At 55.3% G+C, this 24,753-nt stretch carries 16 protein-coding genes; 10 read left to right on the top strand and 6 right to left on the bottom strand.

Annotation, left to right across the window (positions count from 1 at the left end; genetic code table 11):
- Positions 1 to 89 precede the first annotated feature (89 nt).
- Positions 90 to 1,412 carry an asparagine--tRNA ligase gene (gene asnS, locus CAUR_RS07460; RefSeq protein WP_012257312.1) on the bottom strand — a complete coding sequence of 441 codons (1,323 nt, stop codon included), beginning with the start codon at positions 1,410 to 1,412 and terminating at the stop codon, positions 90 to 92.
- A gap of 2,595 nt (positions 1,413 to 4,007) precedes the next feature.
- Between asnS and CAUR_RS07465 the strand changes: the two genes are divergently transcribed.
- From CAUR_RS07465 to fabZ, 5 genes are all read left to right on the top strand, one after another.
- On the top strand, positions 4,008 to 5,177 hold the full coding sequence (locus CAUR_RS07465; RefSeq protein WP_012257313.1) for a M20/M25/M40 family metallo-hydrolase: 1,170 nt from the start codon (positions 4,008 to 4,010) through the stop codon (positions 5,175 to 5,177).
- A gap of 22 nt (positions 5,178 to 5,199) precedes the next feature.
- On the top strand, positions 5,200 to 6,252 hold the full coding sequence (locus CAUR_RS07470) for a sortase (protein WP_012257314.1): 1,053 nt from the start codon (positions 5,200 to 5,202) through the stop codon (positions 6,250 to 6,252).
- A gap of 530 nt (positions 6,253 to 6,782) precedes the next feature.
- Positions 6,783 to 7,247 carry a hypothetical protein gene (locus tag CAUR_RS07475; RefSeq protein ID WP_012257315.1) on the top strand — a complete coding sequence of 155 codons (465 nt, stop codon included), beginning with the start codon at positions 6,783 to 6,785 and terminating at the stop codon, positions 7,245 to 7,247.
- Between the two features lie 47 nt (positions 7,248 to 7,294).
- The gene (locus CAUR_RS07480; RefSeq protein WP_012257316.1) at positions 7,295 to 8,056 is read left to right on the top strand and encodes a class I SAM-dependent methyltransferase; all 762 of its coding nucleotides are present in this window, start codon (positions 7,295 to 7,297) and stop codon (positions 8,054 to 8,056) included.
- Positions 8,057 to 8,088: 32 nt separating this feature from the next.
- A complete protein-coding gene (gene fabZ, locus CAUR_RS07485) occupies positions 8,089 to 8,523 on the top strand; it encodes a 3-hydroxyacyl-ACP dehydratase FabZ (RefSeq protein WP_012257317.1) in 435 nt (144 codons plus the stop codon).
- Positions 8,524 to 8,994: 471 nt separating this feature from the next.
- Here fabZ and CAUR_RS07490 read toward each other — a convergent pair whose 3' ends face one another.
- The 4 genes from CAUR_RS07490 to CAUR_RS07505 all read right to left on the bottom strand — a co-directional run bounded on the left by CAUR_RS07490 (position 8,995) and on the right by CAUR_RS07505 (position 14,243).
- Positions 8,995 to 9,699, bottom strand: coding sequence for a hypothetical protein (locus tag CAUR_RS07490; RefSeq protein ID WP_012257318.1), 705 nt, complete (start codon positions 9,697 to 9,699; stop codon positions 8,995 to 8,997).
- A 1,065-nt stretch (positions 9,700 to 10,764) separates the two neighbouring features.
- On the bottom strand, positions 10,765 to 11,691 hold the full coding sequence (locus CAUR_RS07495; RefSeq protein WP_012257319.1) for a branched-chain amino acid transaminase: 927 nt from the start codon (positions 11,689 to 11,691) through the stop codon (positions 10,765 to 10,767).
- 109 nt (positions 11,692 to 11,800) lie between these two features.
- Entirely contained in the window at positions 11,801 to 13,015 is a 1,215-nt protein-coding gene (locus CAUR_RS07500) for an MFS transporter (RefSeq protein WP_012257320.1), read from the bottom strand.
- Between the two features lie 37 nt (positions 13,016 to 13,052).
- Positions 13,053 to 14,243, bottom strand: coding sequence for a class I SAM-dependent methyltransferase (locus CAUR_RS07505; RefSeq protein ID WP_012257321.1), 1,191 nt, complete (start codon positions 14,241 to 14,243; stop codon positions 13,053 to 13,055).
- 108 nt (positions 14,244 to 14,351) lie between these two features.
- Here CAUR_RS07505 and CAUR_RS07510 point away from each other — a divergent pair, with 108 nt between their 5' ends.
- The 5 genes from CAUR_RS07510 to CAUR_RS07530 all read left to right on the top strand — a co-directional run bounded on the left by CAUR_RS07510 (position 14,352) and on the right by CAUR_RS07530 (position 22,899).
- Positions 14,352 to 15,596, top strand: coding sequence for a hypothetical protein (locus CAUR_RS07510; protein WP_012257322.1), 1,245 nt, complete (start codon positions 14,352 to 14,354; stop codon positions 15,594 to 15,596).
- A gap of 352 nt (positions 15,597 to 15,948) precedes the next feature.
- The gene (locus CAUR_RS07515) at positions 15,949 to 16,677 is read left to right on the top strand and encodes an MBL fold metallo-hydrolase (RefSeq protein WP_012257323.1); all 729 of its coding nucleotides are present in this window, start codon (positions 15,949 to 15,951) and stop codon (positions 16,675 to 16,677) included.
- A gap of 399 nt (positions 16,678 to 17,076) precedes the next feature.
- Positions 17,077 to 19,443 (top strand): RelA/SpoT family protein, encoded by a 2,367-nt coding sequence (locus tag CAUR_RS07520; protein ID WP_012257324.1) that lies wholly within the window; start codon positions 17,077 to 17,079, stop codon positions 19,441 to 19,443.
- A gap of 17 nt (positions 19,444 to 19,460) precedes the next feature.
- Positions 19,461 to 20,390 (top strand): A/G-specific adenine glycosylase, encoded by a 930-nt coding sequence (locus CAUR_RS07525; RefSeq protein ID WP_242605097.1) that lies wholly within the window; start codon positions 19,461 to 19,463, stop codon positions 20,388 to 20,390.
- 118 nt (positions 20,391 to 20,508) lie between these two features.
- Positions 20,509 to 22,899: an ATP-binding protein gene (locus CAUR_RS07530; protein ID WP_012257326.1), complete on the top strand. Its 2,391-nt coding sequence runs from the start codon at positions 20,509 to 20,511 to the stop codon at positions 22,897 to 22,899.
- Positions 22,900 to 23,180: 281 nt separating this feature from the next.
- On the opposite strand, the gene CAUR_RS07535 is transcribed toward CAUR_RS07530, so the two are convergent.
- A complete protein-coding gene (locus tag CAUR_RS07535) occupies positions 23,181 to 24,599 on the bottom strand; it encodes an aspartate ammonia-lyase (RefSeq protein ID WP_015909061.1) in 1,419 nt (472 codons plus the stop codon).
- Positions 24,600 to 24,753 lie beyond the last annotated feature (154 nt).

A 24,753-nucleotide genomic window follows, 5' to 3' on the forward strand; every position in this document is an offset into this window, starting at 1 on the left:
TCAGCGCGGAGGGGAACACTCCTTTCCCCTCCGCGCTGATTATTGTGTCTGGCTGCTTGATGGAAGTAGCTCTACCGGTCGTATCTCCTTTATGGATAGATGCGATACAGTTGGCGTGGGAACGGTATTGTTTCCCGAATGTGGCGAGTGCCGGTAATCCAGGCTACGACGCGCTCAATGCCCATGCCAAAGCCACTGTGTGGCACTGTCCCATAGCGGCGGAGATCGAGATACCACTCGTAGTCTTCAATGCGCAGACCGTGTTCACGGATGCGTTGCTCGAGAAGGATCGGGTCGTGAATGCGCTGTGAACCACCGATAATCTCACCGTATCCCTCCGGAGCCAACAGATCGGCACACAACGCAACTTCTGGGCGTTCCGGGTCCGGTTGCATGTAGAAGGCCTTAACCGCCGATGGGAAACGTTCAACGAAGACCGGGCGATCAAACTTCGAGGCAATCAAGGTTTCGTGAGGAGCACCGAAATCTTCGCCCCACGGCAATGGGTCGGCACCTTCCACTTCCCCCTGGTGCGCAGCGATCAACTCGATAGCCTCATCGTAGGTAATCCGCGGAAACGGCGGTCGTACCTGTTCGAGCAGGGTCGTGTCACGCTCCAGGGTCTGCAAATCGTCTCGTCGCCGCTCCAGCACACGGGCCACAATTGCGCTGACAAATTCCTCTTGAAGACGCATGTTGTCTTCGTGATCGGCGAAGGCTACTTCCGGCTCGATCATCCAGAATTCGGTTAGATGCCGGCGAGTCTTGCTCTTCTCGGCGCGGAAGGTTGGGCCAAAGCAGTATACCTTCCCAAACGCCATCATACCGGCTTCAACGTAGAGTTGACCGGTCTGGGCCAGATACGCTTTGCCCAGATCGAAATAGTCGGTTGCAAACAGATTTGTGGTGCCTTCAGCCGCAGTCGCGGTTAGGATCGGGGTGTCGAAGCGCACAAACCCCTGCTCGTTCAACCACTCCTGGGCAGCGGCAATGACCTCGGCCCGAATCCGTAGGATGGCGTGCTGCTTCGCCGAACGTACCCACAGGTGGCGGTGTGCCATCAGAAATTCAACCCCGTGCTCTTTGGGAGTGATTGGATATTCGTGGCTAGGGCCAATGAGTTCAATTGACTCAACATCAAGTTCGTACCCACCCGGCGCTCGCTCGTCGGCTCGCACGCTGCCGGTGATACGACAAGAACTCTCTTGGGTGAGTGATTGTGCGGTAGCAAAGGTCTCTTCACTGACGTTTTTCTTAAATGTGACACATTGAATTGTTCCACTACCGTCGCGCAAGAGAATAAAGATCAGTTTACCTTTCTCGGTCTTGTGGTAGACCCAGCCGGCCAGAGTAACGCGCTGACCAACGTAACGGGCAATGGTCGCAACGGTTGCAGTTGGCAACAGCGACATAGACGCTCCTTATCGCTATCTGTCTTGTCTTTCTACAGCGTCAGTATGCCACGATCTGGCATAGCTGGCAAATTGGTCGGCAGGTGTTCGCCCAGGCCACAATTGCCGGTGGCGAATGTGATTAGATTCCTTTGACCGATAATTTGCTGTATCAAATCCGGTCGGTAAAGTGTGGTTAGTGCTGATGGTATGATAATCCAGGTTGCCACCTACACTGTGAGCAGGCCACGTGAGGCTGACTGCCATGATGAACAGCACGACCCTGCGCCCCACATCGTGCAGCGTACCTGACCGGTATGAATCGTTTGGGTCGCAGCCCGTTTCGTAGACGCACGACGTCACGGCCATCTGGGATGCTCATCCGCCGTGTCGCTGTGGTGATAGAAGGGAGCACCCTGGGTGACGATCTATCCGCGTGCATCCGCCAAACCCGCGTCCATCCGTGTTCCACCCCTCTCCCTGTCGCGCTCAACGCTCCGCACCGCTGTGGTGACGTAAGATGGCAACTTGGATTATGATAATGATAATCCAGGTTGCCACCTACACTGTGAGCAGGCCACGAAAGACTACCTGCGATGATGAACAGCACGACCCTGCGCCCCACATCGTGCAGCGTACCTGACCGGTATGAATCGTTTGGGTCGCAGCCCGTTTCGTAGACGCACGACGTCACGGCCATCTGGGATGCTCATCCGCCGTGTCGCTGTGGTGATAGAAGGGAGCACCCTGGGTGACGATCTATCCGCGTGCATCCGCCAAACCCGCGTCCATCCGTGTTCCACCCCTCTCCCTGTCGCGCTCAACGCCCCGCACCGCTGTGGTGACGTAAGATGGCAACTTGGATTATGATAATGATAATCCAGGTTGCTACCTACCCTGTGAGCAGGCCACGTGAGGCTGACTGCCATGATGAACAGCACGACCCTGCGCCCCACATCGTGCAGCGTACCTGACCGGTATGAATCGTTTGGGTCGCAGCCCGTTTCGTAGACGCACGACGTCACGGCCATCTGGGATGCTCATCCGCCGTGTCGCTGTGGTGATAGAAGGGAGCACCCTGGGTGACGATCTATCCGCGTGCATCCGCCAAACCCGCGTCCATCCGTGTTCCACCCCTCTCCCTGTCGCGCTCAACGCTCCGCACCGCTGTGGTGACGTAAGATGGCAACTTGGATTATGATAATGATAATCCAGGTTGCTACCTACACTGTGAGCAGGCCACGAAAGACTACCTGCGATGATGAACAGCACGACCCTGCGCCCCACATCGTGCAGCGTACCTGACCGGTATGAATCGTTTGGGTCGCAGCCCGTTTCGTAGACGCACGACGTCACGGCCATCTGGGATGCTCATCCGCCGTGTCGCTGTGGTGATAGAAGGGAGCACCCTGGGTGACGATCTATCCGCGTGCATCCGCCAAACCCGCGTCCATCCGTGTTCCACCTCTCTCCCTGTCGCGCTCAACGCTCCGCACCGCTGTGGTGACGTAAGATGGCAACTTGGATTATGATAATGATAATCCAGGTTGCCACCTACCCTGTGCGCAGGCCACGTGAGGCTGACTGCCATGATGAACAGCACGACCCTGCGCCCCACATCGTGCAGCGTACCTGACCGGTATGAATCGTTTGGGTCGCAGCCCGTTTCGTAGACGCACGACGTCACGGCCATCTGGGATGCTCATCCGCCGTGTCGCTGTGGTGATAGAAGGGAGCACCCTGGGTGACGATCTATCCGCGTGCATCCGCCAAACCCGCGTCCATCCGTGTTCCACCCCTCTCCCTGTCGCGCTCAACGCTCCGCACCGCTGTGGTGACGTAAGATGGCAACTTGGATTATGATAATGATAATCCAGGTTGCCACCTACCCTGTGCGCAGGCCACGTGAGGCTGACTGCACGCTGCGCACAACACCGTGCAGCATAACTGAACTGTATAAACCATGTGGATAGCAGCCAGTTCCCTCAGACACGCTCCTTCACGCCTTACGGTAGCAACTCGAGTTATGCCCATCCTCTGTGTCCTCCGTGCCTCTGTGGTGATAAAGGTAGCAACTTGGGCTATGATACGTTCAGCTTCGGGCAAGACTGACAGCGAGGTGTTGCTTGTCGAACACCTTTGCGGGTGTTGGCATTCTGTGCTATATTGTCAGTCCAGAAATCAGCAGTGCAAAGCGGTGCAACGGGAACTATTGTATCAAATACCACACCCAGACGGTGGCCGGTTCGGGATAACAACATAGTCCGAGGGAACGTTATGATGATGTATGCTAGTGTGCGTTGATATGCAACGATGCGAGTAAAGATTGTTGGCTAAGCAATTCAGAGCGTTACCCATTGGCAGCTGTACTGCTTTGCTGAACAAAACAACCATATCACCTTTCGTCTGTGTTGCAACTTCCGAGTGTGGTTATCGTGTTGAGTCATATGAAGCGCAAGGGTCAGTTTCTTCCCGCGAAGCAATCTACCGATATGCTGCGTAAGGTGCGACGGAAATACGTCGTAAACAAGTTGTGTTTGCTACAAAAACATCCCGTGCCAGCCAAAAGATGATCTATTTCCGGAGTGAATTATCGAACAACAGAAGGATCAGGCGATGAAAGCTGTCGTTCAGCAATGGTATACTCACCCCGCTGTGCGGGCTGCTTTGACTGATCTTGCCGACTATCGGCCAACACTGGCTACGGCAATTGAAATTCAACAGGTTCCGGCGCCAACGTTTGCTGAACGACCACGCTCATTGCTTGTCAGCCAGCGTATGCAAGCCCTCGGTCTGCACGATGTCGAGGTTGATGATCTGGGAAATGTGTATGGCCGCCGCCCGGGTAGTACCGCACGTCCAGGACTGTTGATCTCGGCTCACCTTGATACCGTTTTTCCAGCCGATACCGATCTCTCGATTCGTTATGAAGGTGAACGAGTGTATGGCCCCGGTATCGGTGACAATAGCGCAGGTGTTGCCGGCTTGCTGCGCCTGGCTGAGATGTATCAGCGCTTTGATCTGCCCAATACCAGCGACATCTGGTTTGTAGCCAATGTTGGTGAAGAGGGTCTGGGCGATCTCCGCGGTATGCGCAGGGTGGTTGAGCGCTTGCGAACCCGTCTGAGTACGGTGGTCGTCATTGAAGGTTGCGATTTCGGGTCGCTTCACCATCAGGCGATTGGTGTCCGTCGGTTTCGGATTGAAGCCACCGGCCCTGGTGGTCACTCGTGGGGAAATTTTGGTACACCGAGCGCCATTCACGTTCTGGTTCGGCTGGCTGCTAGGTTAACCGAATTGCAGGTACCATCGTCTCCCCGTACTACGTTTAATATCGGTACCATCAGTGGTGGCACGTCGGTGAATACAATTGCCCAGCACGCCAACATGCTCCTCGATCTACGCTCGGTATCGTCGGCAGCGCTCACCGATCTGGTCAATGAAGTGTATCGTCTGGTCGAAGAAGTTGCGCTTGAGTACCCGGATGTGCACATTCAGCTTACTAAAGTGGGAGATCGGCCTTCAGGTGCTATCCCTCGTGAACATCCGCTGGTTCAGGCCGCAGTCGCAGCCTATCAAATGGTCGGTGCGCAGATTTCATTTCAGCAGAGCAGCACCGATGCCAATATTCCATTGAGTCTGGGGATGCCTGCGGTTTGTGTTGGTTTGACTGATGGTGGCAATGCCCATCGTACCGATGAGTATATTTTGCCGTTTAACCTGAGTCGGGGAATGCAGGCGCTACTTCTGCTTTCGCTGGCAGCAAATACCCTTGAAACGATATGATGAGGATGCGGATTCAATACATATGCGTAAACTGCTCGTTGTTCTCCTGATGGTGTTGATCCTCTCACCCGTGCCGGTTACTGCGAATACTGCTGCCGGCACGCCGATCTTGTTTCGTGAAACTGGTCATACGCTGGCGTATGCGTTTCGTGAGTTCTATGATCGACAGGGAGGGTTGCCGATTTTTGGTTATCCCCTCACCGAGGTGTTCATCGAAGATGGCCGCCCTGTGCAATACTTCGAGCGGGCCAGGTTTGAATGGCACGCTGAACTGGCGCTGGTGCAGGTTGGGCATCTCGGTCGGTGGGCGGCGGCGGCGCTGGCGACACATCCGGCATTTGCGCCACTTTCTGCCCCACCACCCAATGCCGATTTCTTTCCTGAAACCGGTCACAGTCTGAGTGGTGCGTTCCGTTCGTTTTGGTGGGCGAATGGTGGCTTACCGACATTTGGCTTTCCGCTTTCAGAGCCGTTTGAATACATCGACAACAACGGTCAGCCTCGTCTGGTGCAGTTCTTTGAGCGTGCCCGTTTCGAGTGGCATCCGCAGAATCCCCCCCGCTATCAAGTCTTGCTCGGTCATTTGGGACGCGAATGGCTGGCAGCCAATCCGGCGCCAGAGTGGGCTATGCAGGCGGTGGCTACCCCTGATGCAGCCTGGTCGGCGGTACGCCCTACCCGTGTGCAGGTGCCACGGATCGGAGTTGATACGGCTGTCGTGAGTGCTGGCTTTTCCTTTGGGGCCTGGGATGTGCCACGCTATACGGCTGTTCATTACTGGCCGATCAGCGGCTATCCCGGTACGACCGGTAATATTGTGATTGCCGGCCATGTCGGCTACCGGGGCATCATCTTCAATCAATTGCCCGCGATCACAGTTGGCGATGAGGTTCTGCTAACTGTCAATGGACAAATCAGGCGCTATACTGTCCGCGAAGTGCTCACAGTGCTTCCTGATGAGACGTGGGTTCTGGCGCCGACCAGTCGCGAAACGCTGACCCTGATCACCTGTGTGCCAATCGGCGTCTATTCACACCGCCTGATCGTTCGGGCAGCACCGGTTGCCGATTCGTGAAATTAAGATAATCCAGGTTGCCCCCTTACGTCACCACAGCGGTGCGGATCGTTGATCGCGACGGGGGGATGGGTGGAACACGGATGGACGCGGGTGAGGCGGATGAACGCGGATAGATCGTCACCCAAGGTGCTCCCTTATATCACCACAGAGACATGGAGGATGGGCATACCAGATGTGCGTGACGTAGTGTGTCTACGGAACTGGCTGCGACCCAAACGATGCATACCGGTCAGGTACGCTGCACGAGGTTGTGCGCAGCGTCGTGTTGTTCATCCTGGTAGTCAGCCTTCCGTGGCCTGCTCACAGCATAGTTGGCAACCTGGGTTAAGATAGAACTGTGACCTTCTCGCTATCCTTGTGGCCAACGACTTCTCTGACAACGTACAATACAATCATCCCCCCACTGGGGAGTTTGAACGTAAGATGAAAGCTGTCGAACAAATGGACTGCGATCTCTGATATGGCTAGAAAGGAGGAGCGGGCGTCTGCTGGTGTCTGACATCGCCAGTCATCGCCCGCGAATTCATATGGAAGAGCGTCGTCGTGGCTCAGGCTGGTTCGGCTGGGTTATATTTCTCCTGTTTGTGCTGGCCCCGTCATTTCTACCACCCCTGGCTCGCTGGCTCAGTTTTCAGACGGGTATACCGATTGGCACAACCGAACTCTTCATTGCGATTATTGTTCTTATCATCGTCTTCTCGATTGGGAGCAGCATCGTTGGTGCGCTGCGGCGGGCGGCTGAAGGTCGTGACTCACTACCGATACCGCGATCCGACGATACCTTCCGTATGCCCCCCTCATCGCCAGAAGAGGTTTTTCGTGTTCCGCCACCGCCACCTGAGCCGCCGCGCATGCCGACGTCTGCGACCCAGCTTCCAGGTGCGCCACGCTTTGAGCCGATTATCGATCCGCGCATTCTCCTCTTCGGGATTCTGGGCCTGATCGTGATTGGTTTTGTCTTTGGTGTGCTGTTTTTGGTGCTCAATCCATAGGCGATTAGTGACCGGCGTATTTACACCTCTCATCTACTTGAAATCATATGCACTTGTACGATCCATTTGCCCGCTATTATGATGCCGATTTTCGCCACTTTCACGACGACATTCCCTTCTACCGTGAATGGGCACGGCGTACCGGTGGGCCGATCCTTGAGCTGATGTGTGGTACTGGCCGCGTGCTGCTGCCGCTGGCCAGTGCCGGCTTTCAACTGACCGGCGTCGATCTCTCGCCGGCAATGTTGGCCCTGGCACGTGAACGATTGCATGCGGAAGGCTTACTCGACCGGGTAACACTGCTTGAAGCTGATGTGCGGAGTGTCATATTGCCTGAACATCAGTTTCCGTTAGCATTTGTGGCTGTAAATTCCTTCATGCATTTGACAACCATCGAAGATCAATTGGCCACACTGGCGGTTGTTCGTCGGGCATTGACCCGGCGGGGGACGTTGATTATCGATCTCTTCAACCCCGATCCGCTGGCAATCACTCGCGAAGATGGTCGGGTACAGCTTGAGCGCAGTTACGAACTCGATGGTTGTTTTGTGCAAAAATTTGTCGTCATCGAGAGTGATGCGGCGGAGCAGATAAGCCACGTAACCTTTATCTATGATGAAACCGCTGCGAACGGTACACTTACCCGACGCACGATGCAGTTCACCATGCGCTGGCTCTACCGCTTCGAGCTTGAACATCTGCTGGCCCGTGCCGGTTTTACCCTTCGCGCAGTCTATGGGAGTTACGATCTCGAACCATACTCGTCAGGCAGTCCGCGTCTGATTGCCGTTGCTTCTCCCCGGCGCTAAGCTGCGCCTGTAGTCTGAAGGAGTCTTGTGTTATGCTGTCAATTCAAGAGATCATGGCGCTCATTCCTCACCGCTACCCCTTTCTCCTTGTTGACCGGATTATGGAGCTAGAGCCGGGTGTGCGTGCGGTAGGTGAAAAGCTGGTATCGGCCAATGAACCATACTTTCAGGGGCATTTTCCCGGCAATCCGATCATGCCCGGTGTGCTGATACTGGAAGCACTGGCCCAAACCGGGGCAGTGGCTGCTCTGAGTGCACCGGAAAACGCCGGCAAGCTGGTGCTCTTTGCCGGTATCGATGGCGCACGCTTCAAGCGCGTGGTGCGACCTGGCGATACGTTGCGTCTGGAAGTGCAACTGGAGAAGATGCGGCGTGGAGTCGGTAAAGGCCAGGCCCGCGCTACGGTCGCCGATCAACTGGCCTGCGAGGCCGAATTGCTCTTTGCGCTGACCGATCCTTCGCGCTAGCAAGGTATGGGTTTGCGACTGGACGGCTTACGAATGTCTGTCTTTGAGAATTGACTCAAGCTACCTGTATCAAAGCGCCGATAGCGTGCGCGTCGGTTATACGCACGGTTGTTCATCTGGCTGAGTGATAACCCCCGCTCAAGTTGTCACCTACGCTATGAGCAGGCTATGGAGGCTGATGGTCAGGATGAATAGTACGAAGCCGCACTCAATACCGTATGGCGTAACTGCACGAACGATATGGGGTGCAGCCAGTTCCTGTAGACGGCTACGTCACATCTCTCGGAAGCAATCCGAGTTATCTACATCCTCCGTGTCTCTGTGGTGAAATAAGGTAGCAACTTGGGTTACCCTCGCTTGTTGTTGATGAACTGCCAACACGTGAGCAGGGGCACATACGCTGGCCCCTGCTCGACTTACGCAACAGTCTATGTTCCCTGGAACGCAGTGAACTACCCCTCAATCAAACGCTCAAGACAGCCTTGAATTGGCCAGGGCCAGCCTGCGCGCCGGAACTTCTTGCTCCATTTGCCGGGTAAGCTGCCAGGTTCCCAGACAGAAGGCAAGCTGAGCCAGTGTTTGCACAATCTGCTCGAACCACTGCACTGGAATCGTTTGTGGTACGTTATTTGCCATCTGCGACATACCGATGATGGTGAGGAGCACGATCACGAACACTACTGCCAGCGGACGCATATTGCGTCGCCAGGCGCCTATCGCCAGCATCAGTAAGAGAGCGGTGTTACCAAGCGTTGCCAGCATAATGAGTGGCACACGCCACGGCCCACCATTACTTGCAATCAATGCCGAACCACCGCCAAACAAAGCAATCACAATCAGTGGCACGAGCCATGGCCGGCGCAGTCCTGGTTTGCCCTGCAACTGGCGCGTATAGCTGTAGACTGCTGTGGCAATAAGGGTAAAGCCGGGAGCGATCATTGGAAAGAGTGCCTGACTGAAGAGAGGAATATCAGTGCCGTTGATTGCCATGAGTAATTTCCATGTTGCTTTTAAAACGCCACCAACGGCAAGTAAGCCCAGACCGACGTAGACCATGCTCCCCAGACCGCGGTCAAGTTGCGAGACGGTGCGAGCGATAAACCACACTCCAACCAGCGAGAAGATCACCGGGAGGTAATCCTCCAGCGCCAGCGCCAGCGAATATTCCATCTCCATTGCACGCCTCCCGTTATGTTATCCAACGCTTGTGAATGTAGTTCATTATATTGCATATCATACTCTTTGACAAGCCAGGTATTGATTGCTGCGACAATGAACGGGAGCGGTTAATCATTCTGATCAAGAGGCTGGCAGAGTGGTGAAATATAACGATATTGCAAATCATATCAAATGTGTGATCAGCGCACACGTGACCATGCTTGCCAATCAACACCGGCTCCGGTGCTGCACCTGAACGATGCAGCGCTGGCACCCAGCGCTGGTATGACAGGAGCGTAGGGGCACGGCATGCCGTGCCCCTACGACCACGCCGACGATAACCCACCGGTGACTCGTTGGTGACACACCTGAACGATGCATATTGTTGAGCAAGAGTTGGTATAATGTATCAAGAACCGCATCACTCTTGTTACGTACCAGCCGTGGCCGGTAGAGGGACGCGCAACCGTGCGCCCCTACTTTCTATCGGTGGGATAGTCGCTGGTTCAGAGCCGTTTTGCGGTTGTGCAGGCGTCTTCCCTGGCGATGGTCATCGTGAGGCCATTCGTACCTACGCAGTGAGGACGTTATCTGCATGATAGGTAACGAGAAGCCTCCAGCGGGAGCAGGTGCGGGTGGGGGTGGGTTGCGGAGTGCACAAACTGACCTGCCCCCTGGGAGCACGAGCCTCCGGCTCGGCCACCACCCGGCCCGGCAGGCACTGACCTGCCCTGCACCGTAAGTATCCGCTGCCGGCAGGGGTGAGTTATGGTGGGGGCGGGCCGCAGATCACTTCTGAACGTAACGAAAGTGTGCTGCACCTGAACACAGACGCACTAAACCGGCTCACCCGTGTCTTTGACGACCCACTGGTGGCTGTGGGTGTGGCAGCACGGGGATGGCATCTAAACGTTGCACGTCGTGGAGCAAGCGCTGGTATCAGTTCACCTCGCCGGAGTTGCTCTTTGCTCTACCGGTCACACGGTGATTGATGGCTTATCCATGCCGACAGGAGCGAGTTTACTCAACCCGCTCCTGCTGTATCTCATAACCTGCTATAGTGATAAGAAACCGGAAAGCGATTTATGCCAGTTCATACACCGGTGTACACCAGTGCTGGTATTTCTTCACCCGACCACGCACCACATCGGCGTAGAGATTAACCAGCATTCTCCCAATCGGCCCAACCGTCCCGTCACCTATCGGGCGCCGGTCAATCTCAACAATAGGCTTGATCTCAGCACCGGTACCACAAAAGAAGGCTTCCTCGGCCACGTAGAGTTCGGTACGGTCAATTGGCGCCTCACGCACCGGAATGCCCAATTGATTGCGCGCTAACTCCATCACCACCTGGCGTGTAATCCCTTCCAGAATATCTCCACTGGTCGGTGGCGTGATCAACACTCCATTTCGCACGATAAAGAGGTTCGCTGCTGATGCCTCGGCGACGTGACCATCATTACTCAGCACAATGGCTTCATCATAACCGTTCAGCAACGCCTCACTCTTCGCCAGCGCCGAATTGAGGTAGGCGCCACAGGCTTTGGCCCGCGAGGGAATGATGTTATCGTCGATCCGTCGCCACGATGAAATACAGGCTTTGATTGCTGAACCGGCCAGGTATTGTCCGAACCCGACGGCAAACATTGTGAAGCTGTCGGTCAGGCCGTGCAACTGAACGGCAATGGCCGGATCGCTCTTGTAGAGGAGTGGTCGGATGTAGACATCTTCGCGAAAGGCTTCTCGTCGCAACAGCTCAATTGTAATTTGACATAATTCTTCAGTGCTGTAGGGTAATTTCATCATCAAGATACGGGCCGAGCGATGGAGGCGCTCCATGTGTTCTCGCAGACAAAAGACATAGAGCTGTTGATGGTCAGGGTTCCAGTAGCCGCGTATCCCTTCAAAGCAACCGGTACCATAATTGAGCGCATTGGTCATCACACTGACCTGTGCCTGCTCGATAGGGACAATCTCGCCGTTGAAGAAGGCAAAACGATTGTTGGGCACGGCTTGTTTCCTTTCTAGTTAGCGCGATGTATACATCGGATATTGTACCTTGTGGTCTGTAGGTCTGTTCTGAATGCACCGTCTGGCTGCGCGGTTGTGGCGCCTAACGTTAGCGATGCATGCCAACCAGTTGCGCTGTTGCACTGCGCAATTGCAAGTAGTTGCCGAGTATTGTAAGCCCAACGGCGCTGATGAACCCAATCCCGGCAAACGCCAGCCATGGCAATGCGGGCAGATTGAATGCAGCGGCCAGATCGATCAACATGCCACCGCTCAGATTGCCCAGTCCACCACCTACCGCTAGCGCAAGTGCATTGACTCCGAAGTATGAACCGAGTGCTCGTTTGTCGGCCAACGCCGCTGCCACGCTCTGCTGCGCCGGTGTGGCGAGGAGAGTGCCAAAGGTGAAGATGATGACACATCCGATGAGGAGTGGAAAGGAGCCGGCCAGCGCAACCATCCCCAGGCCAAACGCCATCAGAGCAATGCCGAGGATTAAGATGCTAAGCGGACGCAGCCAGCGCTCGAATAAGCTAATGACCGGTATTTGTAAGATGACGGTCATTCCTGCATTAATGCCGTAAATCCAGCGCACAGCATCGGCAGCATTGGCCAGTCGTTCACCTACCAGTGGCAAACTAATCGTCAACTGTACCCACATAAACCAGTACCCCATGAGAAGGGCAGTGAAAGCAAGGAATGGCCGATCACGCAGTGCCAGCCCAAGCCCAAAACCGAGCCGATTACGGTCGGTCGCCGTTTCAATCGGTGGCAGGAACAGTGTAATCGCGCCAATGAAGGCAAAACAGGCGGCAGCAGCCAACGCGACGGTACTGAAACCGTAGTCGAGCAGCAGTGCACCGAGAAACGGGCCAATCACCATGCCCAGCCCACCACCGACGCCGTTGATGGAAAAAGCCCGCGCCCGCTCTTCTTCCGTGGTTAGCGCAGCGATCCCGGCGCGACTGGGTGCCTCGAAGAGCGCACCGCCGAGCGCCGAGAGCAACATTGATCCGAAGAGCAGGAGCGGTGTGTCGGCAAAGGCCAGGCTGGCGAAGCCGACGGCCCGCACCAGGACGCCGGCGGTGATCAGGCCGCGCCCGCCAAATCGATCCGACAGTACCCCACCGCCTACGCTGACCCCCTGCTGGACGAGTTGACGAAGTGCCAGCGCCAGCCCGACCGTCACCGCAGCAAAACCCATTGTTTGCACATAATGTACCGAGACCAGGGGAATGACCATGAAGAAGCCGGCATACATCATAAAGTTGATGACGATCAGGATGATCAATCCCCGATAGCGAGTTGAGCGCGAGAGGTTCATATCGGTTAACTTTCTGATGAGTCAAACAATTCTGTTCCTACGTTACCATATCTGCACGATCTGCGCTACAGATAATCGCGATTGGCCCATCGGGCATTTGGGTGAGGACAACCACCAGGTGTCGTTGCCCCGAACCACTGAGCTGACGGGCCAGGCTATCGGTGTCGAGTGGCGATCCGCGCTTCTTCACAGTAACAACACCGGCATCAAGCTCTCGGACTAATGCGCGCAGGCGTTTGAGTTGGAACGGTATCCAGGTGATAATAGGCCAGGCGCGGGCAAAAGGGGTTGGCAAGGCGGTATGAGCGGTGAGATAGGCAATATCGGGTGCCAGTTGATACGCACCGAGTTGATGTGCCAGTTCAGCCACCAATCCTGCCCGGATCACAGCCGGGTCTGGTTCGTAGAGCACGGCTAATGGTGGGCTTAATGATGGCGCTGTCGTTGCATCAGCGATCATGGTTGACATTGACCCGTCGCTACCCAGCACCGTTGCCCGCCGACTGGTGGTAGCACATGGCCCACACCAGATAACAGCCTCTTTCAGGTCGCCATCAAGCGACACGAATTCTACTTCTGCATCCTCCGGCACGACGCTACGTTGAATGCCCGGCGCTAATTTCACCGCCAAAGCCGGTGTGTGTTGCCGCCAGCTCAGTACATGGCTGAGCGGTGGCTGAAAATCATCAGGATCGAACAGGCGTCGCTCTCCACTCCGCCGGGCCGGGTCGCAGAAGAGTGCTGCCGCTAACGGTAGCGGCTCGCGCAGCAAATCACGCTCAAGAAAGGATACTCGCGAACCAAGCCCAAGCACTTCAACGTTGAATCGCGCCAGCGCCAACCTGATTGGATCGCGCTCGACGGCGATCACCTGCGCTCCGGCATCGGCCAGTGCAATGGTGTCACCGCCAATCCCGCAACCGAGATCGGCTACATTGCCGGCCTGGGCCAGCCGCCGGGCACGATGTGCGGCCACAGGCGCTGCTGACGCCTGTGCCAGTGCCTCGCGCGTAAAGAGCATCCGGTCTGCCTGGGGGAATTTGCTGATTGCCCGTCGCCGTAGCAATGCCTGCTCAATAGCAGCTCGTGCTCGCGCCGCCGGCAGTGAACGCCGCAGCCGATTGAGTTCACTCAGGATGGTCGCCTCACGTATGTCACGTATCGCCAGATCGGCCAGTACGGCGCTTCCTTCTGGCGAGCTGAGCCAGCGAATAAGGTCTTGATCCATAAACGCTTAACAACCTGTCGCCAACAATTACAAAATACTATACTCTAAAGTGAACTGAAGCGCGGTACAATAAAGTGTCTTCATCAGATTCTGTTCGGGAGGGTCATAATGCGTAGGACTGGCTGGTTTATCATCTTGATCGCTTTGATGCTGGTTGCGTGTACCAATCAACCAGCACCAACACCAACGGCAACGGAGGCAGTACCAACCGCTGTACCGGCAACAAGTGTACCGGTTTCTGAGCCAACACCGGTGACAACCGAGTTAACACCGGAAGTGGTCGCAGCCGGTATCCAACAGGCGCTTGATAGCTATATTGAAGCATACAATACCAATAATATTGAACTCCTGCGTTCGGTCGTTGATCAAACGAATGCTCCGTTCCGTCGGCTGGTCGAAGAGCGTTTCAACACCTTTCAAGAGTCGTCGTTCGCCGGCAGCCGGTTCGGTCGGATGCGCGTGCTTGAGGTCAAACCACGTGACCATGGCTTCTGGCAAGCGGCAATTGACGATGGCGGCTATCGCCGTGATATTCTCTTCCGCCAGATTGAAGATGGTCGTTGGGTGATGAGTGAGCCGACCGAGGAGCAGCTTGGTGAGAAGATTCGGATCGAAAACGAATACTTCACACTCAACACCTACGAATGGGCTGCCGAAGTCAACACAATCATCGAGGACATGGTTGTCCGAGCGCGACAGCAGGTGATCGATACGCTGGGCCGTACTCCGGAAAACAAATTCAATGTGTATCTCCGCCCGATTTTCGGCATTACGCCTCCCGTCAATCCAAACTCGCTGGCCTGGTACTCCGCCGGATCACGGCCACGGAATGATCGGATCGACATCTTTGCCCCCTTCTCCTACGCCTTCGGTTTCTACGATCCGAATGTGGGATGGGAAGCGGAACTCTACAGCACGATTGTGCACGAATTGACCCACTGGGCGTACACGCGGGCGTTTGCGCAGGAATATCGCATCACTGATTGGATGAGCGAAGGTTTGGCTGAATATGTCGCGAATAATCCGCGCCGGAATGCAGTGAGTGCTGCGGTGCGGATGGGGCGCATTATTCCCCTGGTTGATCCCAACGGTGGTGTCCGCCCACAGGATATGGATCATATGACCACCCTTGAAGTTGATCGTGGCCTGGCCTACGGGTTCGCTTATTCGCTGGTTGCGTACATTGTCGAGACGCAGGGTGGACTTGATGGGTTCTGGCGGTTTGCCGCTGCTGTGCGTGATACACCCGGTACCGGTATCGAATTTTATGATAAAGCATTGCAAAAAGCCTTCGGTATTACCTATGAAGAGTTTGATGCCGGTTGGCGCCAGTGGCTCCTGGAAAATTACTGATACCTGGCCGACAACACCCGCGTTCAGCGAGCTTTGCTGGATACACTTCTCATACATTCAGTAAAGCGTATACAACCGCAGTGCGGAAGTCGCGCTTCCGCACTGTTGTCTCATGTGAAGATGATCGAGTCGTTTACTAAGGCTCTGATAGGAAACATTACGGCTGATAGTCAAACCTGTGTCTGAGTTGTCCTTATTGCCAACATGTGATGATGAAGACGAAGGGTAAAGTAAGGGGCCGAATGGGTGAGACGTCTGTGTTATTTCGCCAATGCGGAGAGCAGATTATCTAAAACGGTAACCTGGAAAGTGCATGACCGCCGTCTGATAGATCTGCTCACTGTGAGGTTCTATGGCAACACCACGCCTGATTATTCCAGGTTTGTACGAACTGACCCTGCCAATGCCACTTACTTCGGTAAACGTGTTCTTTTTGCTAACGGCTGAAGGTGTGACTCTGATCGACACCGGTTATCCTGATCATGGCGCCGGTGTGCTGGCCGGGTTGACAGCACTGGACCGCACGCCGGCAGAGGTGAAGCATATCATCGTAACCCACCATCATGTCGATCACGCCGGTAATCTGGCGGTATTACAAAGATACACGCAGGCGCAGATTTGGATGCATCCTGCTGATGCCGACCTGGTTGCGCAGGGGCAGTGTCTACGCCCAACCCTGCATGGCTCTCCAGGTCTGTTCAATCGCCTGGCTTTCAGCCTTGCCAGGATGCTCTTGCCACGAACCATTCAACCGGCGCGGGTCGATCATCTCATCGCCGATAACGAGATCATCCCGGTGGCCGGAGGTCTCCAGGTGATTCACATCCCTGGTCACAGCGCCGGTCAAATCGGCCTGTACTGGCGCGTGCAAAAGACCCTCTTCGTCGCCGATGCTGTTATGCATCGTGATAAGTCGTTACAATTACCACTGGTCATTGAAGACCTGAATACCGAAATCAACAGTATTTCGCGCCTGGCACGCTACGACTGTACTACGATCTGTTTTGGCCACGGGCCGGCTATCACCGGTGCCGCAGGAAGTGCTCTGCAAGCCTACGCTGCGGCTGTGGCGAAGCGATGATGTACTACAAACATAACGATCTGAATTCGTTCATCCAGGTGCAAGCATCCGGGTTTTCGATGCCTTTCACTTGCTCCCGTCCAAGCATTAAGAAATTCCCGTGCGATATGACGCAGCTTGACATTGCTGCTTGCGAGTGTTATGCTACATAAATAAAGAGTATATATGTCGCGATCGCGGATGATCGTCGATTATGGAGGACGCGGCCTGGCGTTGCACGCCGGGCGTTTTTGATCAAGAATCACTTCGTATCAGATAGTAAAGATAGTCTTTGCGAGATTATCCGTGTAGCGGCGAAGTCGTGTTCAGATCATACATATTGGCATTCCATGTACGTCCGGCCTGCCCATTCACTGCCTGTAAACGGCAGTGAATAGTCTGCCTGGATAGGAGCGGATTATGGATGATGTAGCGATTACCGCTCATTCGCCAGAACTAACATTAACTTCGTCGACTCATACGAGGATGATGTCTGATTTGCCGCCATTATCGGCTGAATTGCTCAACCACCCGGTGATGTTTTCGCTTGTTGAACAACAGCAACGTCGTGGTTGTCAGGCATCACTCGAGTCGGTTCAAACAGCATTCATTAATGCATATCATTCACCTTCAGTTGAAGCTCTGATTTCCCGCCACCGAGAGTATCTCCCCTCAGCCGATTTCGATCTGATCCGCCGCTCGTATGCGTTCGCCGCTGTTGCCCACGAGGGGCAGCGACGGCAATCAGGCCAGCCGTACATTGATCATCCAATTGAAGTTGCCATCATCTTGCTCGATCTACGTCTTGACACCGAATCGATTGCCGCGGCCCTCTTGCACGATGTGGTGGAGGACAGCGGTGTCCCGATTTCGGTCATAGAGCAATTTTTCGGTCAGCAAGTCGCCAGTCTGGTTGATGGGGTGACTAAACTCTCCGGTTACGAGAGCAAGAGTAAAGAAGAGGCACAGGCTGGCACGTACCGAAAATTGATTATTGCGTCAGCCGACGACCCGCGGGTAGTTTTGATCAAGCTGGCCGACCGGCTCCACAATATGCGCACTATTCACGCCACACCGCCGCAAAAGCAGCAACGGGTGGCGCGGGAAACCCTTGAAATCTATGCGCCTCTGGCCCACCGTCTTGGTATGTGGCAGATGAAATCGGAGCTAGAGGATCTGGCATTCAAAACGCTGCATCCCGACCGTTATCAGGAAATTGCCCGTGGCCTGGCCATGCGCAAAGAGGCCCGTGACCGCATTGTGCAAAAGGTCATTGCCCAATTGAAAGAGATGCTTGCCCGCGAAGGTATTAAGGCAGAGGTTACCGGGCGCTCGAAGCATATCTACTCGATCTGGCGTAAGATGGAGCGCAAAGGGGTGCCACTTGAGCGCATCTACGATCAGCTCGCCGTGCGCATTATTGTCGATGATCCCAACAACGAAGTGGGAGCATGCTATCAGGCCTTAGGCGTGGTGCATGGCAAGATGAACTGGACGCCGGTGATGCAAGAGTTCGATGACTACATCGCTGCCCCCAAAGAGAGTTCTTACCGCTCCATCCATACGACCGTGATCCTGCCGGAGGGTTTGCACTGTGAAGTGCAGATTCGCTCGACGAAGATGCACGAAGAGGCCGAACACGGGATTGCTGCCCACTGGCGTTATAAAGAGGGCTTCAATTCGCGCAGTGATCGCGATTACGAAAACAAAATTCGCTGGTTGCGTGAACTGATCTCCTGGCGCAACGAAACTACCGACCGCGAATTTGTCGATATGTTGCGCGCCGAATTTGAAGAGTGCGTGTTTGTCTTCACACCGAAGGGTAAGATCATCGACCTGCCTGAAGGTTCAACGCCGGTCGATTTTGCCTATCGCATCCACTCCGAGGTCGGCCACCGTTGTATTGGGGCCAGGGTCAATGACCGCATGGTGCCACTTGATTATCAGTTGCGGAATGGTGAGATTGTCGAGATTTTGACCTCGAAGAATCAACGTGGCCCCAGCCGTGACTGGCTACGTTTTGTGAAGACTCCCTCGGCCCGCAACCATATTAAGCGCTATTTCCGTCGTCTCGAACGTGAAGAGAATATTATCGCTGGCCGCGAGATGCTCGAAAAAGAGCTGAAACGCTTTGGCCTGATGCAGGTCAGTTTCGAGAAGCTGGTTGAACTGGCCGGGCCTACAGTACGTTCGGTTGAAGACCTCTTCTATCAAATTGGGGTCGATGATCTGAACGAACGAGCGTTGGTGCAGAAATTGCTCGGTGCTCAGGAGACTGCGCCGCCGCCGTCGCCACCTGCGCCGACTCAGCCCATGGCGCGAGTCAGTGCCAGCGGCGAAATCTACCTTGAGGGTACCGGCAAAATTGCGTCACGCCTTGCCCGCTGTTGTAATCCGGTGTTCGGTGAGCCAATCGTTGGCTTTACAACTCGTGGTCGGGGAGTGACGGTTCATCGTACCGATTGTCGCACGATTCAGAATCTAAGCGCCTCTGAACGAAATCGCTTGATGCCGGTCTGTTGGGGGAATGGTTCTGGCCCCAATCAATGGTTCCCGGTACCGTTACGCATTGAAGCGTGGGATCGGGTTGGCTTATGGCGCGATATTTCAAATGTGATTGCAGACGCCGGGATCAATATTACCGATATCAATCAGGGGAAGCGCTGGGCCAATGGGCGTACTGTGTTGAATGTCACGGTTTCGTTGCAATCGATGGCTCAACTGTCACCATTGATTGAAAAGCTTAATCGAATACCCGATGTCATTGATGTCTACCGTAAAACATGATCATTGATCGAAATCTGATGCTAGCGGCTCTTCGTTCTGCACTGCTTGAATGGTTTGCCGGTAACGCGCGCGATCTGCCATGGCGACGTACTCGCGATCCATACGCGATTATGGTCGCCGAGATCATGCTTCAACAAACACAAGTTGACCGGGTTATTCCAAAATATCACGCCTTTTTAGCTACTTTCCCCACCCTGAAAGCACTGGCCTCCGCTCCAACTGCTGAAGTGATCCGGTTGTGGGCCGGTCTTGGCTATAACCGGCGCGCAGTGAATCTGCAACGGGCAGCGCAGATTATTGTCGAACAATACGGTGGTAAAGTGCCAGATTCGGTGGCGGTGTTGCGTACATTGCCCGGTATCGGCCCTTACACTGCCGGTGCGATTGCCTGTTTTGCGTTCGAGCAGGATGTCGTGTTTCTCGATACTAATATTCGCCGCGTTGTACGTCGATTATGTGTCGGTTCTGACCTGCTTCCGACACCATCCGATGCAGTGCTGCTGGTTCACGCCGAAACCTTATTGCCGGTCGGACAGGGCTGGATGTGGAATCAGGCTATCATGGAATTGGGTGCCCTGATTTGCACAACGTCCAATCCGGCGTGCTGGCGTTGCCCTCTACGTCAGTATTGTCGGGCTTACGCCGATGCGATTGTTGCGGATGGCGATCTGGTCAATACAATGATGTCACCAGTACCCCTGAAGCGGGTGGCTGAGTCACGGTCTGGTGAGACGTTTGTCGGTTCGCGACGCTGGTACCGTGGGCGTATTATTGCCGTGCTCCGCGACTTGCCGGTGGGAGATGTATTGCCGTTAGCCGAATTGGGTCAACGCTTACGCCCGGATTTCACTGCCGACCACGAGGACTGGTTACAAGGGCTGGTGACCGATCTGGCGCGTGATGGATTACTGATTATCACCGATCAGGGAGTGCGTTTGCCAGAGTGAAAGAGGGCATAACAGGAACCATTAACTGAACAACATATACAACGAGGAGTTGCCCCATCAACGTTCCGTTTTCCATCCTTGCCCGGGCAATTTCGCCATCTGTTGAGGAGAGAATTTCATGCACACCATTCCGTCATCCTTGCGTGGTACGCTGATCGGATTGTGGAGTGCTGCTGCGCTGGTCGGAGTCATTTCGAGTTTGCTGGCCCCGCCGGCAGCATTTGATCTGGCTGCCTGGCTGGCCACCATTCTGTTTGCCCTTGGACTTACCATCTTTGAGGCGTTGACGATTGTGCGCCAGCATGACCGCCCACTGGCCGTGACTCTGGTCTTGTTGATCAGTGCCATGATCGTTTTGCCATGGCCCCTCTTTTTGCTGGCAACTGCGATAGGGGCAGTCGCCGGCACCCTGGCGCGTCAGTCCCCATGGTGGCAGGCGCTGGCGCTGGCCTCTATTCGCTGGATCGCTCTTACCGCCGGCAGCGTGGTGCTTATGCTATTTGTGCAGCAGCATCCCTTTGGTGCTGATATTGCCTCACCTTTTGCTTTGATCGGCCTGATTGGCTGCGGCTTTGTGATCTATTCGATTGAACGGGTGGCCAGTGCCAGCCTGTCTTCTCCGGTCACTGATGAGCGTTTTCTGCTGGCATTGCGGTGGCGTATCGATGACGCTGGCTGGTATGCCCTGATCTTTGCTCCGCTGGGGGGGATGCTGGCTATTCTCTGGCAACAGGAGGTGTGGGCTTTTGCGTTGGGGATGGCACCGCTGGCGATGGTTCAAATCAGCCTGCGTCGTCAGTACAGGTTAGAAGAGGCTTTGCGCGTTGCTGATACGCAATTGCAAACGGCTAATGCCCGTCTCCGCACCTTGTCGCGTCAGACCGATCATTTGCATAGCCTGATTGTCGCACTCATGACCAGCCGTGATGTGCCGACAATGCTCAATCTGTTGGGTGAACGGTTGAGTGCTCTGATGGAAGCCGATTGCGCCTGGGTTACCCTTTACGATGACCAGGGTAACCTTCAGTTAGTCGCTTCCCACCATTTACCCGTCTCTACCGAAGGGGTCGGACCGCAACCGGTACCGCTCCCGCAAGCCTATGAAACAGCCCTGGAACAGAAGCGGGTGACACTCTTCACCAATCAGCAAGTTCAGATGCTGGCGCCGGTGGCTGCCTTGACCGAACGTTCAACATGGCAGGCAGTGATTATGCTTCCGCTGCTCGGCGAGCAAGCCCCACTTGGTGCCGTTTGTCTGGCATTTGAGACGGTACGGGGGCTGAAAGAGGACGAACAACGTCTACTGGCAGCGTTTGCCCGTCACGCTACTGCTGTAATCCAGAATGCCCGCCTCTTTCGTCGCTGGCAGGAATCGCAAACCGAGCTGGGGCGTTCGGCCAAACTGGCTGCGGTGGGTACATTTGCCGCCAGTATTGCCCACGAATTCAACAACCTGCTTTCGGGAATGCTGGGGTATGCACAACTCGGCCTGGCCGACGATGATGTCGAAATGAAGAACGAGGCTTTGAAGGTCGTGCTCGACACCTGTAAGCGTGGTCGCAGCATTACCGGCAGCCTGCTCACCTTTGCCCGCCGCCGCGACTCGCGTCGGGAATTGTCTGATCTGCGCGAAGTTGTTGATGGAACGCTCACTCTTATGGAGATAGAACTCCGTAAGCATAATATTCGCGTTGTCCGGCAGATCGATATGGTACCACCGACTATCTGTGATTCTGGTCAGATTTCTCAAGTCTTTTTGAATCTGCTCACCAATGCACGTGATGCGATGAAACCGCAGGGGGGGACGCTAACCGTATCACTGACCTCGGATAACGAATGGATTACCTTGCAGGTTACTGATACCGGTTGCGGCATCCCTGAAGCGGTACGTCGCCAGATTTTCCAGCCGTTTGTGACCACCAAGAATACCACCGGTAGTCAATCGGGTACCGGTCTGGGTCTGGCCGTTTCGTATGGCATCATCAAAAACCACAACGGCCACTTTGATGTCGAGAGCGAGGTCGGGAAGGGGACGACGATGACGATCCGTCTACCTATTGTGCAAGAAGAGGAAAGTGAAACGAGCAAGGCCCCGATCCCCTCGCTGCGCATGCTGGTGATTGATGATGATGAAGCTGCTGCCCGCACACTTACCGCCCTTTTGGAACAGGCGGGTCATCAGGTGACCTATTGCGCACACAGTGCAGAGGCCGTAGCCATCTATACCTCCAATCCGTTCGATATTGTTTTGACCGATGTCGTGATGCCCGAACTCGATGGGATCAGCCTCCTCAATGTGTTACGCACCTACGATCCTACGGCGAGTATCATCTTGTTCACCGGCCAGATCGAACCCGATCAGGTTGCGGCAATGGCGGCCAGCGGTGCGTATGCCGTGTTGCGTAAACCGTTCTCTGCCGAGGAGCTGATGACGACGGTTCAGGCAGCCTATCACGACCGCGAACGGGCCAAACGCGCATTGGCAGGCTTCGTCGAAACGGCGCGTTGAGATAAGGTGCGTGGTTGTCTTCTTTTCACTTCTGGTGCGGCAGAAATGATGACACGCCATCACTCTGGTACCGCATTTGATCGCGGATGCGCTGAACCAACTCTCTCGCATTGCGACGACCGACCAGAAGCCCGATGGTGCCATTTCGGTACAAATATGACGCCTGAACGATGTACATCGTCGATCACAAGAGTCAGAATCACCGTGTTTCAGATCATAATGTAGCGAGGGGCGGCTCCAGGCCACCCCTCGCTTGTATCTCTGGTTCAGGTCAGAGCGCCTTAACCGGCTGCGGCAATGCCCTGAATCCCGCCTTCGGTCATCTTCCGTACATCGAGGAGTTCATCGACCTGTTCGGCGGTAAGGAGACCCTTTTCGACCACCACTTCTTTGATGGTTTTGCCGGTAGCCATCGCCTCTTTCGCGACCGCTGCACCGTTCAGATATCCGATCACGGGGTTCAGCGCCGTTACCAGAATGGCATTCTTCGCCAGCCAGCCCGCCGCCTTCTCGCGATTGGCGGTGATGCCAACCACACACTTCGTCGTGAAGGCATTGATTGCGCCGATCAGCACATGCATCATCTCAAACAGGTTGTGCGCAATGATTGGCATCATCACGTTCAGTTCGAGCTGACCGGCCTGTGCCGCCAGGGCTACGGTCAGGTCACAACCCTGCACGTGGTAGCAGGCCATGTTCAGCATTTCGGCCAATACCGGATTGACTTTACCCGGCATAATCGAGGAACCGGGTTGGACGGCAGGTAGCCGGATTTCGTCGAGACCGGTCGCCGGGCCGGAAGAGAGGAGCCGGAAGTCGTTGGCGATGCGGCCCAGCGTGATGCAGAGGGTGCGCAGGCTGGCCGAGAAATCGGCGGGATCGGCCATGCTTTGCATCGACTCGAACAGGTTCCCCGACGAGACAAGTTCATGACCGGTGAGTTCACTGAGTTTGGCGACCATGCGGCTGTGGTATTCCGGGTGCGCGTTGAGACCGGTGCCGGTGGCTGTGCCGCCGATGCCTAGCCGACGGAGCCGATTGGCGGCAGTGACGATGCGCTCCATGTCGTTGCGCACGGCCTTGGCGTATGCACCGAACTCCTGGCCGAGCCGCACCGGAACAGCATCTTGCAGGTGGGTGCGCCCCGATTTGACGACATCGTCGAATTCAATCGCTTTTTGTTCAAGCGCATCGGCGAGGTCATCAATAGCGGCGATCAGTTCGGGTAGACGCCACAAACAACCCAGGCGGATTGCGGTTGGAATGGTATCGTTCGTCGATTGCGCCATGTTGACGTGGTCGTTCGGGCTGACCGGTTTCTTCGGATCGTCGAGGCTGTAGCCGAGAATCTGGTTAGCCCGGTTGGCCAGCACTTCGTTGACGTTCATGTTGTGAGACGTACCGGCGCCGGCCTGAAACGGATCGACGACAAACTGATCGGCGTGTTGGCCGGCCAGGACTTCTTCGGCGGCCTGAATAATGGCGTTGGCGATCTGCGGATCAAGCAGACCAAGGTCGCGGTTCACTTCAGCAGCGGCTCGTTTGATCATCGTCTGGGCCCAGACGAAGGCCGGGTAGGGCCGCATCCCGCTCACCGGGAAGTTCAGCACCGCACGCTGCGTTTGGGCACCGTAGAGGGCATTAGCCGGTACCTGCATCTCGCCTAACGAGTCGCGTTCAATGCGATAACCTTCAGCCATGAGTTCAGCTCCTTTCATGCAGCAGGAAGCGACCATGCATTCCTGTCTCGCATGGATTGTGTCGCGTTACAGGGCGATTGTATCATAACGCAGGCGAGATACAGTCGCACCGGTCGTGGTGCATTCCGTGCGTACTATTGCCGGTCAAATCTGG

The sequence above is a fragment of the Chloroflexus aurantiacus J-10-fl genome, from assembly GCF_000018865.1.
In the GTDB taxonomy this organism is placed as follows: Bacteria; Chloroflexota; Chloroflexia; order Chloroflexales; family Chloroflexaceae; genus Chloroflexus; species Chloroflexus aurantiacus.